Annotated in this window: 13 protein-coding genes; 2 read left to right on the top strand and 11 right to left on the bottom strand. The window is 67.8% G+C overall.

The window, feature by feature from the left end; translation table 11 throughout:
• Positions 1–65 precede the first annotated feature (65 nt).
• From gatB to JCQ34_RS06340, 4 genes are all read right to left on the bottom strand, one after another.
• Complete coding sequence (gatB, locus tag JCQ34_RS06355; RefSeq protein WP_286402989.1) at positions 66–1,574, bottom strand: Asp-tRNA(Asn)/Glu-tRNA(Gln) amidotransferase subunit GatB; 1,509 nt, start codon at positions 1,572–1,574, stop codon at positions 66–68.
• Positions 1,574–3,139: an Asp-tRNA(Asn)/Glu-tRNA(Gln) amidotransferase subunit GatA gene (gene gatA, locus JCQ34_RS06350; RefSeq protein WP_286402987.1), complete on the bottom strand. Its 1,566-nt coding sequence runs from the start codon at positions 3,137–3,139 to the stop codon at positions 1,574–1,576. The genes gatB and gatA overlap by 1 nt, the downstream gene beginning before the upstream one ends.
• Positions 3,140–3,141: 2 nt before the next feature.
• A complete protein-coding gene (gene gatC / locus JCQ34_RS06345) occupies positions 3,142–3,438 on the bottom strand; it encodes an Asp-tRNA(Asn)/Glu-tRNA(Gln) amidotransferase subunit GatC (protein ID WP_018763018.1) in 297 nt (98 codons plus the stop codon).
• A 145-nt stretch (positions 3,439–3,583) separates the two neighbouring features.
• Positions 3,584–5,053 carry a CitMHS family transporter gene (locus tag JCQ34_RS06340; protein ID WP_286402984.1) on the bottom strand — a complete coding sequence of 490 codons (1,470 nt, stop codon included), beginning with the start codon at positions 5,051–5,053 and terminating at the stop codon, positions 3,584–3,586.
• A gap of 189 nt (positions 5,054–5,242) precedes the next feature.
• Between JCQ34_RS06340 and JCQ34_RS06335 the strand changes: the two genes are divergently transcribed.
• Together JCQ34_RS06335 and JCQ34_RS06330 are read left to right on the top strand one after the other, a co-directional pair.
• A complete protein-coding gene (locus JCQ34_RS06335; protein ID WP_286402982.1) occupies positions 5,243–7,000 on the top strand; it encodes a sensor histidine kinase in 1,758 nt (585 codons plus the stop codon).
• Positions 6,993–7,655, top strand: coding sequence for a response regulator (locus JCQ34_RS06330; protein ID WP_286402981.1), 663 nt, complete (start codon positions 6,993–6,995; stop codon positions 7,653–7,655). The genes JCQ34_RS06335 and JCQ34_RS06330 overlap by 8 nt, the downstream gene beginning before the upstream one ends.
• An 87-nt stretch (positions 7,656–7,742) precedes the next feature.
• Here JCQ34_RS06330 and JCQ34_RS06325 read toward each other — a convergent pair whose 3' ends face one another.
• The 7 genes from JCQ34_RS06325 to JCQ34_RS06295 all read right to left on the bottom strand — a co-directional run bounded on the left by JCQ34_RS06325 (position 7,743) and on the right by JCQ34_RS06295 (position 17,901).
• Positions 7,743–8,123, bottom strand: coding sequence for a RidA family protein (locus tag JCQ34_RS06325; RefSeq protein WP_286402979.1), 381 nt, complete (start codon positions 8,121–8,123; stop codon positions 7,743–7,745).
• Between the two features lie 46 nt (positions 8,124–8,169).
• Complete coding sequence (locus JCQ34_RS06320; RefSeq protein WP_286402978.1) at positions 8,170–8,673, bottom strand: GNAT family N-acetyltransferase; 504 nt, start codon at positions 8,671–8,673, stop codon at positions 8,170–8,172.
• 82 nt (positions 8,674–8,755) lie between these two features.
• The gene (locus JCQ34_RS06315) at positions 8,756–9,565 is read right to left on the bottom strand and encodes an inositol monophosphatase family protein (RefSeq protein WP_286402976.1); all 810 of its coding nucleotides are present in this window, start codon (positions 9,563–9,565) and stop codon (positions 8,756–8,758) included.
• Positions 9,562–11,883 carry an NAD-dependent DNA ligase LigA gene (ligA, locus tag JCQ34_RS06310; RefSeq protein ID WP_286402974.1) on the bottom strand — a complete coding sequence of 774 codons (2,322 nt, stop codon included), beginning with the start codon at positions 11,881–11,883 and terminating at the stop codon, positions 9,562–9,564. Before ligA ends, JCQ34_RS06315 begins: the two co-directional genes overlap by 4 nt.
• Before the next feature lie 111 nt (positions 11,884–11,994).
• Entirely contained in the window at positions 11,995–12,633 is a 639-nt protein-coding gene (locus JCQ34_RS06305) for a hypothetical protein (protein ID WP_286402973.1), read from the bottom strand.
• A 121-nt stretch (positions 12,634–12,754) separates the two neighbouring features.
• Positions 12,755–17,200, bottom strand: a complete 4,446-nt coding sequence (locus JCQ34_RS06300; RefSeq protein WP_286402971.1) for an FtsK/SpoIIIE domain-containing protein — start codon at positions 17,198–17,200, stop codon at positions 12,755–12,757.
• The gene (locus JCQ34_RS06295; RefSeq protein WP_286402969.1) at positions 17,197–17,901 is read right to left on the bottom strand and encodes a hypothetical protein; all 705 of its coding nucleotides are present in this window, start codon (positions 17,899–17,901) and stop codon (positions 17,197–17,199) included. Before JCQ34_RS06295 ends, JCQ34_RS06300 begins: the two co-directional genes overlap by 4 nt.
• Positions 17,902–17,982: the final 81 nt, after the last annotated feature.

Raw genomic sequence — 17,982 nt, 5'->3', positions numbered from 1 at the left:
GTCGCAGTTGTTGTCGTTATGAGGGCTCAAAACGACAACAACTGCGACCCAGTCGGGTGGACCTGCTAGACGGTGACGCCCAGCTTCTCCAGGATCAGTTCCTTCACGCGGCCGGCGTCGGCCTGTCCACGGGTAGCCTTCATGACCCCGCCCACGATCGCGCCGATGGCCTGCACCTTGCCGCCACGGATCTTGTCCGCGACGTCGGGCTGCGCGGCGAGTGCGGCGTCGATGGCTTCCAGGAGGGGCCCGTCATCGGATACCACGGCGAGGCCGCGCTTCTCCACGATCTCCTCCGGGGTGCCCTCACCGGCGAGCACGGCGTCCAGCACCTGGGAGGCCATCTTGTTGTTGATCTTGCCCGCCTCAACCATGCGGCTCAGCTCCACCACCGTGGCAGCCTCGACGCCCAACTGGCCGGGATCGACGTCGGCAGCCTTGGCACGGCCCACAATCTCACCCATCCACCACTTGCGGGCCACGGATGCGGTGGCGCCGGCGGCGATGGTTTCCTCGATCTCGTCCAGGACGCCGGCGTTGACCACGTCGCGGAATTCGAGGTCGGAGTAGCCCCAGTCGGCCTTGAGGCGCTTGCGGCGCTCGGCCGGCGGCTCGGGCAGGGTGGCGCGCAGTTCCTCCACCCACTCGCGGGACGCCACCACGGGAACCAGGTCCGGTTCCGGGAAGTAGCGGTAGTCGTCCGCGTCGGACTTGGCGCGGCCGGACGTGGTGGTGCGGGTGTCCTCGTGCCAGTGGCGGGTCTCCTGGATCACCGGTTCACCCGAGTCCAGGACAGCGGCGTGGCGCTGGATCTCGTAGCGGACGGCGTGCTCCACGGCGCGCAGCGAGTTTACGTTCTTGGTCTCGGAACGGATGCCGAACCGTTCACGGCCGTGCGGGCGGAGCGAAACGTTCGCATCGCAGCGGACGTTGCCCCGTTCCATCTTCGCGTCGGACACGCCCAGGTTCTTCACGATCTCCCGGACGGCCGCCACGTAGGCCTTGGCCAGTTCCGGTGCACGGGACCCGGCGCCCTCGATGGGCTTGGTGACGATTTCCACCAGCGGAACACCGGCACGGTTGTAGTCCACCAGCGAGAAGTCGGCGCCCTGGATCCGGCCGGTGGCGCCGCCCATGTGGGTCAGCTTCCCGGCGTCCTCCTCCATGTGCGCGCGCTCGATCTCCACGCGGAACACGGTGCCGTCCTCGAGCTCGACGTCCAGGTAGCCGTCGTAGGCGATGGGCTCGTCGTACTGGGACGTCTGGAAGTTCTTGGGGGTGTCCGGGTAGAAGTACTGCTTCCGGGCGAAGCGGCAGGATTCGGCGATCTTGCAGTTCAGCGCCAGGCCGATCTTGATGGAGGACTCGATGGCCGTCTTGTTCACCACGGGCAGGACGCCGGGCATACCCAGGTCCACCTCGTTGACGTTGGTGTTGGGCTCGTCGCCGAAGACGTTGGGGGCGGAGGAGAACATCTTGGTCTTGGTGTTCAGCTCCACATGGACCTCGAACCCCAGGACGGGATCGTACTTCTCCATGGCCTCTTCGAAGCTCAGGATGTCATCAGTGCTCATTATTTTGCCTCCTGGGTTTCGAGGGTTCCGGCAACGGCAAGGTCGGGAGCCTGGGCCAGCAGCGGGCCGCCCCACTTGGCTTCGAGCAGCGATTCAAGGACCGCACCCACCCGGTACAGGCGGGCGTCCTCGCGGGCCGGGGCCAGCAACTGGATACCGACAGGCAGCCCGTCCTCGTCCGCCAGGCCGCCAGGCAGCGACAGGCCAGGGACGCCGGCAAGGTTGGCCGGGATGGTGGCGACGTCGTTGAGGTACATGGCCAGCGGATCGTCCAGTTTTTCACCGAGCGGGAACGCCGTGGTGGGGGCGGTGGGCGAGATCAGGACGTCAGCCTGCGCAAAGGCGGCCTCGAAGTCCCGCTGCACCAGCGTGCGGACCTTCTGCGCGGAGCCGTAGTAGGCGTCATAGTACCCGGCGGACAGGGCGTAGGTGCCCAGGATGATGCGGCGCTTGACTTCGTCGCCGAAGCCGGCGGCGCGGGTGGCACCCATCACGCGTTCGATGGTCATGGGGCCCTCTTCGGGGAGGACACGCAGGCCGTACCGGACGCCGTCGAACTTGGCCAGGTTGGAAGAGGCCTCGGAAGGCATGATCAGGTAGTAGGCGCCCAGCGCGTACTGGAAGTTGGGGCAGGAGACCTCAACGATCTCCGCGCCGGCTTCCTTGAGCAGCTCCAGGGCGTCGTTGAAACGGTTTTCGACGCCGGCCTGGTAGCCCTCGCCGTGCAGTTCCTTGATGATGCCGATCCGCAGCCCCTCCACGTTGCCGGTCTTCGCGGCAGCAACGAGGTCCGCCAGGGGTTCGGGCAGCGAGGTGGAGTCGCGGGGATCGTGGCCGCCGATGACCTGGTGCAGGAGCGCGGAGTCCAGCACGGTGCGGGTGACGGGGCCGATCTGGTCCAGGGAGGACGCCATCGCGATGGCGCCGTAGCGGGAGACGCTGCCGTAGGTGGGCTTCACGCCAACGGTTCCGGTGACGGCGCCGGGCTGGCGGATGGAGCCGCCAGTGTCCGTACCCAGGGCCAGGGGCGCCTCGAAAGCGGCGACGGCGGCAGCGGAGCCACCACCCGAGCCGCCGGGGATCCGGTCCAGGTCCCAGGGGTTGCGGGTGGGGCCGTAGGCGGAGTGCTCCGTGGAGGAGCCCATGGCGAACTCGTCCAGGTTGGTCTTGCCCAGGATGGGCATCTTTGCGGCGCGAAGGCGTTCGACGACGGTGGCGTCGTACGGGCTATGCCAGCCTTCGAGGATCTTCGAGCCTGCGGTGGTGGGCTGGCCGATGGTGACGATCAGGTCCTTCACGGCGATGGGGACGCCGGCCAGGTAGTGCAGTGCTTCTGCTTCCGCTCCGCCGGCGGCGCGGATGGCGTCCACCTCGGCGGCGACGGCGAGCGCCTCTTCGGCGTTGACGTGCAGGAAGGCGTTGACATGGCCGTCGACGGCGGCGATGCGGTCCAGGTAGGCCTGAGTGGCTTCGACGGCGGTGACTTCGCCGGCGTGGAGTTTCTCGGCAAGCTGCGCGGCGGAGAGCCGGATCAGGATGTCGCCGCTGGTGGTCTTGTCAGTCATGTCTATGCCTCATCCAGGATGGCCGGGACCTTGAAACGGTTGTCATCGGAGTCCGGGGCGCCGGAGAGAGCCTGTTCCGCCGTGAAGGTGTGGCCCACGACGTCATCGCGGAACACGTTGGTGAGCGGGATGGGGTGCGAGGTGGCCGGGACGTCGTCCCCCGCGGCCTCGCTGACGGACTTGACCGAATCCACGATGACGGCGAGCTCGCCGGCCATCCTGTCCAGCTCTTCGGCACTCATCTCGATGTGAGCGAGCCGCGCGAGGTGCGCGACGTCGTCACGGTTGATCGCAGCCATGGATCTCCCCTGCAAAGTTCGAATTGTTTTCCGATCCAGTCTAGTGCGGAAACGCAGATGCCCGTCTGACATCCCCCAGCGGGCGTCAGACGGGCACCTTCGATACCCGGCCTGCCTCGGGGACAGGAGCACGGGCAGCTATAGACTAGCCGATTCCAATGGCTCCGGTAAGCATGCCGACTCCGAGCATTACCAGGGAGATGACGGCGGTGCGCCACAGGACCTTTTTGTGGTGGTCGCCCAGGTCCACCTTGGCCAGCGAGACCAGCAACAGGATGGCCGGAACCAGCGGGCTCTGCAGGTGGAACGGCTGGCCGGTGATGGAGGCACGGGCCATGTCGGCGGCGCCGACCCCGTAGTGGGCAGCGGTTTCACTGAGGACGGGCAGGACGCCGAAGTAGAACGCGTCATTGCTCATAAAGAACGTCATGGGGATGCTGAGCACACCGGTGATGACCGCCATGAACGGGCCCATGGAGGTGGGGATGATCTGGACCAGCCACGCAGACATGGCTTCCACCATGCCGGTGCCCTTGAGGACGCCGGTGAGGACGGCGGCGGCCATGACCATGCTGACCACGGCGACGATGGACGGTGCGTGCGCAATCAGCTGGGCGCCCTGGTCCTTGACCTTGGGGAAGTTAACCAGCAGGGCGATTGCGGCGCCCACCATGAACACGAACGGCAGCGGAATGACGTTGGCGACAAGCACCACCATGACGGCGACGGTCAGGGCCAGGTTGAACCAGAACAGCTTGGGGCGCAGGGTGCTGCGGTTGGGGTCGAGCGCGGTGTCCGCCATGGCGGTGTCGTGCTCGTCCACCAGGGTCTCGGTGCGGTCCAGGACTGCCACCGAACCACCGGCGGGGGCTGCTCCGCCGGGGTTGCCGCCCTTGCGGACACGGCCGGTACCGGAAGCGCCGGTTCCGGAGGCACCTGCGGGTGTGCCGCCGTCGAACTCTTCGGCGGTGTCCGGCACGCCCCAGATCTCGGGGGCGGTGGCGCGGAGGCGGTTGCGTTCCTGCAGGCCCAGCAGCCAGGAGAAGGCGAGGACGACGACCAGTCCGGCGACGAGGGACGGGATCATGGGGACGAAGACGTCGTTGACGTCGATCTTCAGGGCGGTGGCGGCACGGGCCGTGGGGCCTCCCCAGGGCAGGATGTTCATGGTGCCGTTGGCCAGGCCGGCCACGCAGGTGAGGACCACGGGGCTCATCTTGAGGCGCAGGTAGACCGGCAGCATGGCTGCGGTGGTGAGGATGAAGGTGGTGGACCCGTCACCGTCCAGGGACACGGCAGCGGCCAGGATGGCGGTGCCCAGGACAACCTTGGCGGGGTCGTTGCCCAGTTTGCGGAGGATGAACTTCACCAGCGGGTCAAAGAGCCCGACGTCGATCATCAGGCCGAAGTAGATGATGGCGAACATCAGCAGGGCCGCGGTGGAGGTCATGGACTTCATGGAGTCCATCACCATGTCGCCGATGCCCAGGCCGGCACCGGCGAACAGGCCAAAAACAGTAGGGACGATGATCAACGCCAGCACTGGCGTCAACTTCTTCGTCATGATCAGCACCATGAAAACCGCGATCATGGCGAATCCAAGTATTACCAGCACAGCCGGCTCCTTCTTGTGAACAGCACCACAGCGTTGTGATGCGTGCTACAGACTGTAGGGTGGCGGCCGTCACGGCAGCGCCTTTGGCTCAATTGATTGGCATACTGCTTATTGGGAGCATTTTGCTCATTGTGCTCACCGCGCTTTCGCACTGATAACCACCACCGCCAGACCCGTCAAGGAGGATGAATGCAGCGATCCACGTCCCGGCAGCCGCTGCGGTTTTCCACCCAGACGCTGCTGCTCCAGCTGGCCGTGGTGCTGCTGGTGGTGCTGCTGAGCACTGCCGTTCACGCCTGGCTGACCTACGACCGGGTGGGCGGCGACGCGGAGAACCAGGCATTGACGCTGGCCCGGACGGTGGCCTCCGATCCGGAGGTCCGCGCCGACGTACTCGCCATCAGCGACAAGCCCGGCACTCCCCCGCCGGCCGAGCTCCTGGCCGGTCCGCTGCAGGCGTCGGCGGAGGCGGCGCGCACCCGGACCGGGGCGCTGTTCGTGGTGATCACCGACGAAACGGGCATCCGGCTGGCCCATCCGGATCCGCAACGGCTTGGCGAAAAGGTGAGCACCGATCCTTCCGAGGCATTGTCCGGGCAGGAGATCACCACCCGGAACACCGGAACGCTGGGACCTTCCGCCGGGGCGAAGGTTCCCGTGTATGCGCCGGGCACCAGCACGGTGGTGGGCGAGGTGAGCGTGGGCTACTCCATGGAAACCGTGGCCCAGAGTGTGGCGCGCGACATCGGTCCCGTTGCCCTGACGGCCGCGGGTGCCCTGCTCGCCGGGATCCTGGGGTCATTCCTGCTGCGCCGCCGCCTGCAGCGCCTCACCCTGGGGTTGGAACCGGAGGAGATCAGCACGCTGGTCCACGACCAGGTGGCGGTGCTGCAGGGCGTTGACGACGGCGTCATCGGCGTCAGTGCCGACGGGCGGGTCAGCGTCTTTAACGCCGCGGCGCAGCGGCTGCTTGATTTGCCGGACTTGTCCGGATCCCGCTGGGAGGACGCGCCGGTCCCCGAACAGCTGAAGTCCCTGACCCGGCCGGCGTCTGCAACTGCCGGTCCTGGCGTTTCCACCAGCGCGGTTTCAACACCTGACGCCCTCGAGCTCGTGGCCGGCGGCCGGGTGCTGGTGGTGAATGCGCGCAAGGCCCTGCACCGCCGGGAGGACCTTGGCTGGGTGGTCATGCTGCGCGACCGCACGGAACTGCAGGAGCTGACGCGGCAACTCGACGCCGTCGGCACCATGTCCACCGCGCTGCGCGCCCAGCGGCACGAGTTCGCCAACCAGCTGCACACCCTTGCCGGCTTCCTGGGCATCGGACAGCACCAGGAAGCGCGCGACTACCTTGCAGGGCTTGCAGCCACCGGCCCGCTGAAGTTCCCGGTGGACCAGGCCGAGCTGCTCCAGGACCCGTACCTGCAGGCGTTCGTCGGTGCCAAGGGCGTGGAGGCCGACGAGCGGGGCGTCGCACTGCGCATCGGGCCGGAGACCCTGGTCCGCGGGCAGGTGACGGATGCCCAGGATGTCACCACGGTGCTGGGGAACCTGATCGACAATGCGGTCAACGCCGCCGTGGCGGGCTCAGCGGCGGACCGCTGGGTTGAGCTGGAGGTGCTGGATGAGCCAGGCGACGACGACGGCACGCTGCACGTCGTGGTGGCGGACTCGGGTGACGGGCTGGCGGAGGGCACCGACACGGAAAGCGTGTTTGCTGAAGGTTTCACAACGGCCTCCGGGCCGGTGCGTGCCGGCGGCGGGCAGGGCTTTGGGCTGGCGCTGGCGCGCCAGTTGGCGCGCCGCCGGGGCGGCGACGTGAAGGTGCTGGAACGCGGGGGCAGGGGTGGGCCCGGCGCCGTGTTCATGGCGACCCTTCCGCACACGACGGCGGGAAGCCCCACATTAAAGACCACGGGGGAAGCCGGAAAGGAAAAGAATGGCTGACGATTTTCGGGTCCTGATCGTGGACGACGACTTCCACGTAGCCAAGCTGCACGCCGCCTATGTGGATTCTGTGGCAGGCTTCCTTGCCCTGGCGCCCGTTGGCACGGCGTCGCTGGCGCTGCAAGCCATACACAGCCTGCGGCCGGACCTGGTGCTCCTGGATGTGTACCTTCCGGACGCCTCCGGCCTGGACCTTCTCCAGCAGTTGGATGTGGACACGATCATTCTCAGCGCCGCCTCCGATCCGGCGTCGGTCCGGGTGGCGTTCCGCCGTGGGGCCCTGGGGTACCTGCTCAAGCCCTTCACGTCGGAGTCGCTGTCGCAGCAGCTGCGCTCTTACGCCCGTTACCGGCGCCTCCTGGGCCAGCCCGGGGCATTGGACCAGGAGGCGGTGGAACGCGCGAAACGGTCGCTGATTCCGGGAGACGTCACGCCGTCGTCGAAACCCCGCTCCGCAACGGAGGCCGCGGTGCTGGAATCACTGGCCCCGGGCGAGCAGTACTCTGCCGCCGAGGTGGCCTCCCGGGTGGGCGTCTCGCGCGCCACCGCCCAGCGCTACCTGTCGTCCCTGGCCGACGACGGCGCGGTGGACATCCAGCTCCGCTACGGCACCACCGGCAGGCCGGAGCACCGCTACGGCCTGCCGGGAAGGTAGGGCAGGAAAACTACGCGCGATGCAGGCATCCGGAAGCGTGCGTCTAAGCGAAGAATGAGCGAGCACGCGGAGGATGCGTGGATCGCGTTACGCGCTCTTCTGGGCGACCAGTTCGATCTCGACAAGCATCTTCGGGTCCAGGAACGGGAGCACGTGGACCAGGGAGAGGGTAGGACGGATCCCGCCAAACACTTCGCCGTGGGCCCGGCCGGCCTCTTCCCACTTGCTGATGTCCGTCAGGTACAGCTTGGACTGCACCACGTCCTCGTAGGCGAAGCCGGCGTCGGCCAGGACCTTGCCGAGTTTCTGCAGGATGTACTGGGTCTGGGTGTAGAAGTCATCCCCCACCACGCCGTCCTCGCCGCTGGCAGCGGTGGCTGAGATGTAGAGGGTGTTGTCCACCTGGACGGCACGGGAGTAACCGAGGGTCTGTTCCCAGACGGATCCGCTGCCGAAGGTTTTGCGCATGGTGGGCCTTTCAAAGCTGGAATGGGTCGCCACCACTGTAGGGCTGCTACAGGTCGCGCCGATAAACCAGCAGTTTTGTGTCGGTGCCGGGAACGAACCAGTCCCGCTCGGGCACGCGCTGGAACCCGGTCTTGCGGTACAGGCCGTGGGCGCTTTCCCAGGCCTGGCCGGTGGTGAGGGACACTCCCTTGATGCCGGGAAGGGTTTTCGCATAGCTGAGGATGGCATCCACCATGGCCTTGCCGGCACCGCTGCGCTGCACGGCCGGGTCCACCACCAGCATGCGGAATTCCAGCTCGTCCTGCTGGGCGATGTCCGCGTACGGTTCCCCGGCCAGCGCCAGGGTGACCGAACCGATGACGGTTCCTTCCCGTTCTGCCACCCAGATGGTGGCCTGCTCGGCGCGGGCCGCAACGTCCATGATCTTGACCATGTACGGGTGGGCGGCGTCGTCGAAGTAGCCGGCGGACAGGTAGGAGTCGCCGGTGATGCGGGCAACGGCGTCGAAATCGGCCTTGACGGCGGGACGGATGGTCAACTGCTTGTGCACCCGTCAATGGTAGTAGCCCGCGCGCCTCCCCTCCGGCGGAAACGCGCTTTCCGTGATCGAACTATCAGTAGGTGCGCGAAACTCAGAGCGGGAACTTGCCGGACAGTTCCAGGCTGGCGGCGCAGGTCCAGGCGTCCAGGCGCTCGTCGTCGGTGGGGCCGCCGTCGAGGGGGCTGGTGAGGCGTGGCCTGCGCACCCAGCAGCCGGCTTCCTCCGCGATCAGGGCGCCGGCCGAGAAGTCGTGCTCGTTCAGCCCCCGCTCGCCGTAGGCGTCATGGGTTCCATCCGCCACCATGCACAGGTCCAGGGCGGCGGACCCAAGGCGGCGGACATCGGCAAAGCCGTCCATCAGGGTACCGAAGGCCGCAGCCTGTTGGACGCGGATTTCCGGCTCATAGCTGAACCCGGTGGCCAGGATCTGCCCGGCGCGCCCCGGAACCGGTCCGTCGAGCCTGGTGACGGTGCCCCGCTCCTCCAGCCACGCACCGTGGCCGCGGGCAGCGTAGTACACCCGGCCCAGGGCAGGGGCGTTGACGACGCCGGCCTGCCAAACGCCGTCAGCATCGGCAACTGCCACTGAGGTGGCGTAGTAGACGATGTTGCGGATGAAGTTGGTGGTGCCGTCCAGGGGGTCGATGGACCAGCGGTAGCCGCTGGGGTGGGCAGCGCGGGTGGTTCCCTGTTCCTCACCCGTGACGCTGTCGCCTGGACGGGCAGCGGAAATGACATCCCGCACGGCACTCTCGGCAGCGACGTCGTAGGCGGTCACCCAGTCCCCCGCCGCTCCCTTGTTGCTCGCGTCCAGGGCGTTGCCATTCCGGCCGGACAGGACCTTCGCGCCTGCCGCGGCGGCCTCTTTGGCCACCTCCAGGAGCTCCGAAGCGGACGTCATGCGTTCTCCTCGACAGTGTTCTCCCCGACAGTGTTTTCCTCGACAGTGTCCTCCCCCGCAGTGGCCGGCACGGTCGCCTCTTCGTTGCCGCCGTCACCCAACGCTGCCGGGCCGCCGTCGAGCAATTGCCGGAACCCGTCCTCGTCGAGCACGCGGATTCCCAGCTGTTCTGCCTTGTCCAGCTTGGTGCCGGCGCTTTCGCCGGCCACGACGTAGCTGGTGTTCTTGGAAACGGAGCCCGCGGCCTTACCGCCCCGGAGCAGGATGGCTTCCTTGGCCTCGTCGCGGCTGAAGTTGGGCAGGGAGCCGGTGACCACCACGGTGAGCCCTTCGAGGGTGCGTGGCATGGACTCGTCCTGCTCGTCCTCCATGCGCACCCCAGCGGCGGCCCAACGGTCGATGATCTCCACGTGCCAGTCCTCGGCGAACCATTCCTTCAGGGCGGCGGCGATGGTGGGCCCCACCCCGTCCACGTGGGCCAGTTCCTCCTCGGAGGCTGCGCGGATGCGGTCCATGGAGCCGAACGCCTGTGCCAGGGCCCGGGATGCGCGGGGACCAACGTGCCGGATGGACAAGGCAACCAGGACGCGCCACAGGGGCTGCGTCTTGGCCTTTTCGAGTTCCTTGAAGAGCTTCTGCGTAGTGGCCGTGGGCTTGGACGGCGACTTGGCGGTGCCCTTGCTGAAGAAGTAGGGCACCAGCTCGTACTCGCCCGTAGGGACTCCCTTGGCCTTTTTCTCGCGCCGGATCCTGACGTCGGCCAGGTCCTCGGGGGTGAGGTCGAAGAGCCGTGCTTCGGAGGTCAGCGGCGGCACCTCGGGTTCGGTGGGCTGGGTCAGTGCGATGGCCGCTTCCCAACCCAGGGCCTCGATATCGAAGGCACCCCGGCCGGCTACATGGAACACCCGCTCGCGCAGCTGTGACGGGCAGGACCTGGCGTTGGGGCAGCGGACATCCACGTCCCCTTCCTTGGCCGGGGCCAGCGGTGTTCCGCAGGAGGGGCATTCGGTAGGCATGACAAAGTCGCGTACGGGCGGGTCCTGCTGGTCACGGAGGTTCAGGACCGGGCCCACGATCTCCGGAATGACGTCGCCCGCCTTCCGCAGGATGACGATGTCGCCGATCTTGACGCCCTTGGCTTTGACCACGTCCTGGTTGTGCAGGGTGGCCATCTCCACGGTGGAACCGGCAACCTTGACCGGCTCCATGACGCCGTAGGGGGTGACGCGTCCGGTTCGGCCCACGTTGACCTGGATGTCCAGCAGCTTGGTGTGGACTTCCTCCGGCGGGTACTTGTAGGCCACGGCCCAGCGGGGAACGCGGGTGGTGTTGCCCAGGGCCCGCTGGGTGGCGAAGTCATCCACCTTGATCACGATGCCGTCGATCTCATGGAGCAGCTTGTGGCGCTGGTCGCCGTACCGCTTGATGAAGCCCAGGACATCGTCGCGGGTTTCCAGTACCTCGAAATACGGGCTGACAGGCAGGCCCCATTCCTTGAGCAGCCCATACGTTTCCGACTGGCTGCCGGCAACAAGCCCCTCCCGGGCGCCGATGCCGTGGACGAACATCTTCAGCGGCCGCTTGGCCGTCTCGGCCGGGTCCTTCTGGCGCAGCGACCCGGCTGCGGCGTTCCGGGGGTTGGCCAGCGGGGCCTTGCCGGCTTCGATCAGTGCTTCGTTGAACTCCGCGAAGGCCTTGGAGGGGATGAAGACTTCACCGCGCACCTCCATCTCGGCCGGGAAGCTGCTGCCGCGCAGTTCCTGCGGGATTTCCTTGATGGTGAGGAGGTTGTGGGTGATGTCCTCACCCGTGGTGCCGTCACCGCGGGTGGCAGCGCGCACCAGCTTGCCGTCCCGGTATAGGAGGTTGACGGCCAGGCCGTCGATCTTGAGTTCGGTCAGCCAGGCTGCCGTGGCGCCGCCGTCACCGATTTTTTCGATGCTGGCCTCGGCCCGGTTGAGCCAGGCTTCAAGCTCTTCCAGCGAGAAGACGTCCTCCAGGCTGTACATTCGCTGCAGGTGTTCCACCGGCGCGAACGCTGCGGAGACCTCGCCGCCCACTTCCTGGGTAGGTGAATCGTTGGCCACCAGTTCCGGGTGCAGCGCCTCGATCTCCTCGAGCCGGCGGAAAAGGGCGTCGAATTCGGCGTCCGATACCAGCGGCGCGTCCTCCTGGTAGTACGCGAACCGGTACTTCCGCACCAGGTCCGCAAGGTTTTCGTATTCCTCGCGGATGGCCTCGGTGGGGACCGCCTCTGGTTCGTGCGGTGCCGGGGGCCGGGCGTCGGTCTTTTCTGCGGGTCCTGGTCCTGTGCTCACAGACCTATCTTGCCTTACACCTCCGACAGCCACCCGGCAGGCCCGCGCGGCAGGCAGGACGCGTTGCAGCCCGAAAGCGCCGCAGCCAGGAGGTGTTGCCGCAGGATCAGCTCAGTGGACCCGGAGCCGGTTGCGGTTCCGGGTCCACCACGCGAAGGCTCCGGCGGACACTGCCAGCAGCACCGTTCCGGCGACGATGGGCAGCAGCGCCGGGCCGTTGGGTCCCTGGCCACCTGCGGGAGTTGCAGCAGCCAACTGGGCAGGCGCGGCGGACCGGGTGACCGGGCTGTTCCAGTCCTGGCCGCTGGAGGGTCCGGTGGGAGGCCGGTAACCTGCGGCGGCCGAGGCAGTGTCAGGGGCAGGCTCAGCCGGGACGGCCGGCGCGGTGGCCGGGATTGCGGCCGGATCAGGTGCCGGGGCATCGGGCTGCGGGGTCGTATCCGCCTGGGGAGGCTGGGGTTGGGCGGGCTGGGCGGGCGGCTCGGCAGGGGGCGCCGGCTGGGCGGGCGGCGGAGCAGGTTCCTTGGACTTCCGCGGCCGTCCGTTCTGGCCGGTGTCCGGGCTGCCGGCAAGGATGGGAAGGCAAACCAGCCCGCAGTCCGTGGACTGCGTGCCCGACGCCGGAGTGGGCGAGGGTGCGGTGGTGGCGGCAAGAGCCGGGCCGGTTGGGAAGAAGCCAAAGGCGAGGGCCAGGACGGCTGCGGATGCGGTCGTCGAAACGGCGTGGCGGAACGGTGCGGACGGGGTCATTGCTACCTTTCGATGCGCGCAGCCCCCCACCACGGCTTTCTGGTGTCCCCGGTAGTCTTCTACAGCGCCCTGCGGGGCCGCAAATCCGCAGCTGTGGCGGCCCCGCAGTTATCGGGCCTGTTCAGTCCCGGTTTTCAGGCGGCAGCGCCACCTGGATCTTCCGTGCTTTGCCGCGTCCCACCACGTAGCCGCGGCCGGGGATGAACTCCGGACTGACCCGGCCCAGGGAGGTATTGAGCAGGCTGTCGCCCTCGATGTCCCCAGGGTTGAGCAGCAGTCCGCGCCGGCCGGATTTGAACGGCTGGGCAAGCTGCCAGGCACTGGACCAGGTGGAGGACTCGGACTCGCCCACCACCCACTGGTCCGCCTTCAGCGACGCGGTGACCAGCTGCGCCATGCCCGATTCGGCGATGGTGTCGGTGAACTCGGTCAGGCCTTCGATGAAGAAGGCCACCGTTCCCGGGTTCCCGGTGGAGTGCTCCACCAGGTCCTCCACCACCTCGGCGAGATCGTCCGGGCCCACCACGGAGCGGTTCCAGATCGGAAGGGACGCGACGGCGGACCGGCGGGACCCGAGGTAGATCAGCTCGGTAGCGGGGTTGGACCGGCGCAGCGCGTAGGCCAGGGTGACCAGGGCCACGGTCCGCCCGGCTCCCGGCGGGCCCGCCAGCAGCAGCGGGCCGCGTGCCATGATCTCGGCCGGCTGCAGTGATTCGTCGTCCACGCCGATGACGGGCAGGTCCGGGCTGCCGGCGGGAAGGACGTCCAGGTCCACCTGCTCCGGAAGCCGCTCGATGCCAGGGGCGGTGCCCAGCCCCTGCCGCAGCATCGCTTCGCTGAGCTTGTGGACTTCCCGGGCCTGCAGTGCCAGGTTCGAGTTGCCGCCCAGGACGGCCAGCTGCACTTCGAGTCCGTCCAGGAGTCCGCGGCCCGGAGGCGAGTTTGCGGTCAGGACGTCCCTGGGCACATCCATGGAAATGTAGTCGTCCTCGTTGGACAGGCGCAGGACCAGCCTCCGCTGGATGGAGGCCAGCAGCGACGCGGGCACGGCGTTGGGCCGGTCCCCCGTCACCACCAGGTGGATGCCCAGGGTGCGGCCGTCCGTGGCCAGCTGCAGGAAGATGTCCCAGAGCCCGGAGAGCTTGCTGTGCTCGTAGGCCTCGCGGAAGGCGGACATGCCGTCCACCAGCACGAAGATGCGCTTCTCGTCCGGCCGGTTGGCCAGCTTCCGGTACTCCACGATGGTGGAGGCACGGACCTCGGCGAACTGCGCCGAGCGCAGCTCTGCGATGTCCCGCAGGAGCCGCAGCAGCCGCCCAACGCGTTCCACGTCGTCGCCGTTGATTATCTCGCCCACGTGCGGAAGCTCCTCCAGCATCCGCAGCCCGGCGGAGCCACAGTCGATGCCGTACACGTGCACGGGGCCGCCGCGCGGGGTGACCGCGGCAGCAATGGCAATGCCGCGCAGGGCGGCAGACTTCCCCGAGCCACCGGTACCATAGATGGCCATGTTGCCGTCCCTGTCCGGTTCGTAGAACACAGTGGGCTGGTCCTGGTGGACGGGATCATCGGCCACACCGAGCAGGAGCTGTTCGTCGGTGCGGGGGTTGGGGAGCTTGGAAAAGTCGTAGGTCTTGGCCAGTTCGTCCAGCCACGGCTTGCGGGGCGGCTGGATGGCAAGGCGGTCCGCGGCGTGCACGATGGTGGAGGTCATCCTGGCGATGTCGTTGGGGCCGGCCGGTTCCTGGGCCACGGGCTTGTCCGGTGCGGGCGCTTCCCAGCTGGGACCGGAGCCGAAGGCCATCTCCACGATGTCGATCTGCGGCCGTTGCGGCTTGTCCGTGGTCCAGCCGCCGGCATAGCCGGTCTGGAACCCCTGGATGCGGCCCGGCCCGGTCTTGGCGGCGCCGCGCCCCGGAATGGCGGGGTCGAAGTAGGCCGCGTCCGGGACGCCGAGGATGTCGGTGGCGTCGTCCTCGTCCGCCATGCGCAAGGCAACGCGGAGGTTGGTGTTGGCGCGCAGGTTGTCCTTGATGACGCCGGCCGGCCGCTGGGTGGCAAGGATCAGGTGCAGGCCCAGGGATCGGCCGCGGGCGGCCACGTCCACCACGCCGTCCACGAACTCGGGAACGTCGTTGGCCAGGGCCGCGAACTCGTCCACGATGATGATCAGGTACGGCGGAGCCTCGGGGTCGGCCTCCCGTTGCAGGGCCAGCAGGTCCTTGGCCTTCTTCCGGTTCAGCAGCTGCTCACGGTAGTGCAGCTCGGCGCGCAGCGAGGTGAGGGCCCGGCGCACCAGGTGCGGGGACAGGTCCGTCACCAGCCCAACGGTGTGCGGAAGGTTGATGCAGTCCGCAAATGCGGCGCCGCCCTTGTAGTCCACGAACAGGAAGCTGACCCGGTCCGGGCTGTAGGCCGCGGCCATGCCCATCACCCAGGACTGCAGGAACTCGGACTTGCCGGCGCCGGTGGTACCGCCCACCAGCGCGTGCGGGCCCTCGTTCTTGAGGTCCAGGTAGAGCGGTTCAATGCCTTTTGACCCCACCAGGGCCCGGAGTGTGCCGTTGTCCTTGCGGTTGGCCACTGACGTAGCGTGCACGGAATTGTTCTCCGTCCAACGCTCCGCCACGGCCTCCGGGTTGTCCAGGAAGTCCTTGCCAATCAGGGTGGCGTAGGAGACGGCCCTGGGCAGGTCGGAGTCGTCGTTGACGGGCTTGCCCACGTCCACCACGGGGGCCAGCATCCGGGCGAGCTGGGCGGCGAGTTCGGCGTCCACGCTTTCGCAGCTGACCGGGTAGGTGTGCCGGCCGAGGCGGACCTGGCCGGTGGTGGTGCCGTGGTCCCCGTCCACCACCATGAAGTCGCGGCAGGCTGCAGGGAGCGCCTGGATGTCGGTGGCCACCCACAGGACGTGGATGCCTGAATCGGGACCCCGTTCCGCCAGCCGGGTGAGGCGGCCGCGGTCCACGGGGGCGTCGTCTTCCACGATGACCAGGACGGACGGCAGGACGGGTTCCTCGAGCTCATGCTTGACGGGGTCGATGCCGGGGCGCAGGTCCGGGGCGGTCCGCTTGGCTGCTGCCTCGCGGGCGTCCACCAGGTCCTCGAGGCGGGCCAGCAGTGACGAACCGCCGGCCGAACCGGCAGCAAGGTGGTCCCCGCCCAAGGGGCTGTGGCCCGAGCCCACGTGCGGCAGCCACTGCAGCCAGTTCCAGCGCTCCCGGGACTGGGCGGACGTAATGGCTGTCAGGACCACCTCGGCGGGTGAATGCAGCCCCACCAGCTGCAGCACCATGCCGCGGGCAACGTCGTCCACCAGGCCTCGGGCGCCGGCGATGCCGAGGGCGCCCGAGGTGCGCAGCTGGGAGACCACGGGAACGCCTTCGATCTCGCTGAACTGCTTGATGCAGTCCTGGATTTCACGGGCGTACTGGACCTCGGTGTCGTTGTTGGAGGGTTCTTCCAGCGGGATGCGGGAGGGCGCGGTCCCCAGCCCAAAGCGCAGGCCAAGGAAGGAGGAGTGCTCCGGCCGGTGCGTCCACAGCAGCGGCCCAAGCTTGTAGATGGCGTCCACGGTGTCGCTGACGGACGGCGCCTCCTGCAGCCGGACTGCCCGTTCCACCTGCTGCAGCTCGGTGAGGTCCTGCCGGAAGGCGGCCATGGAGGCCCGGAACTGCTTGAGCTGCTCCTTCTGCTGCTTCCGGGTCCGCATCTTCGTATCAACGTAGTGGCCCACGATGAACAGGGGCATCATCAGCATGAACACCATGGACAGCACGTTCTGCGTAACCGCGAAAATGACGGCGCCCATCATCAACGGCGCCACCAGCATGATGTACGGGAATGGCTGGTCCTCAGGCCGCTTGGGCCCGGAGGGAAGGACGCGCTTGGGTACCTCGAAGCGGGGCACCACGCGCGGGGAGCGGTTGAAGTCCACCAGGGGCGACGTCGGTGCTGCCGCATGGTTGTGTCCCAACGGCACCACGGTGACGGTGGTGTCCCCCAGGGTCACGGTGTCTGAAGAGTTGAGGGTGGCGCGGGTGACGGGCAGGCCGTCCATGAGGAGGCCGTTGGCGGAGTTGGTGTCCACGATTTCGATGCTCTCGTCCACCGTGATCCGGGCGTGCCGCTTGGAGGTGAGCGGGTCCGTCAATCGAATATCCACGTCCCGGTCCCGGCCGATGTAGCTGGTGCCGGTGGGCAGCGAAAATTCGCGGCCGACGTCGGGCCCGGACAGCACCCGCAGCGTGGCCGCTGCCGGCCCCCGGTTCGCCCCGGGTTCGTTGAACTGTTCGCTCACCTGGGCCAGGGAAACCACGGAGCCGGGGCGCAGGCCCGATTCGAGGAGGTTGTCCTGGCGGGCCAGGATGTTGCCGCTGATACCGGCGCCCACGAAGGCCTCGTCGATCCGCAGGGACAGGTTGTCCGGCGCAGGCGTGCCCTTGCGTTCCGGGTCCGCGGCCCACAGCACGGTGGCGATATCGGCCACGGTGGCCATGCCGTCCACCGTGACGGCCAGGTCCTTGGCGTCGGCGGGTTCACGGCGGAGTGTCAGCCGGATCCTCATCCTTCGTCCACGCCCCTCATCTTTTCCAGCAGGTACAGGTCATCGGGTGTCACCAGGTGGGTGGTGACGGCGTGTTCCACCAGGCGGGCCCGGCGGTTGGTGGCCAGCTTGCCGCCGCCGCCGCGCAGCCCCACCACGCCCACGCGGTCCAGCTTGTCGCAGACGTTGTCGAGCTTGCGGTTGAAGCGGGTCAGCGCCCAACCCAGTGTCTTGGCCGCGGCCGCGGAGGACGGGATGGTGCTGAAACCGGTCCCTTCGCGCCGAAGCACCGGCTCAGCGAGCGCCACGATCAGCGCCTTCTGGGCATCCGTGAAGACCACCGGGCCGATGGTGGTGTCCCCGCTGCTGGCGCCTTCTGGGGCTTCCTGCCGGAAGGAGGGCGTCTTCAGGTGCACGGCGAACTCGTACGTGGTGGGTCCGGCCGTGAAGATCACGTTCGTGTGGCTGAAGACCAACGGAATCCGGGCACCGGGCGACAACCAGGCCTGCATGCCGCCGGACGCGTCGGCAACGGTGGCGGAGAGCATGCTGCCCACGTTGCTAAGCCACCAGATTCCGTCGTACCTGGCCACCTGCAGGAACTGCCGGTGCAGGTAAGGGTTGTCGTCCACTTCGAGGTCGCCCTCGCGGCCGATATTGAAGATGTCCTGGTCCGATGGCTCATACCATTCGCCACAAAAATCTATTGCTAGATCCCCCATGATCCGCGCCTCCTCAAGGCAGAACTGTTCCGGTAGCCGGAGTACTGGTGGTGTGCTGTTGCCGGGTGCCGCAGCCGGATG

The sequence above is a fragment of the Pseudarthrobacter defluvii genome, assembly GCF_030323865.1.
Lineage (GTDB): Bacteria > Actinomycetota > Actinomycetes > Actinomycetales > Micrococcaceae > Arthrobacter > Arthrobacter sedimenti.
The sequence above is the reverse complement of the archived record's forward strand: the minus strand, read 5'-3'. Positions and strand labels throughout refer to the sequence as shown.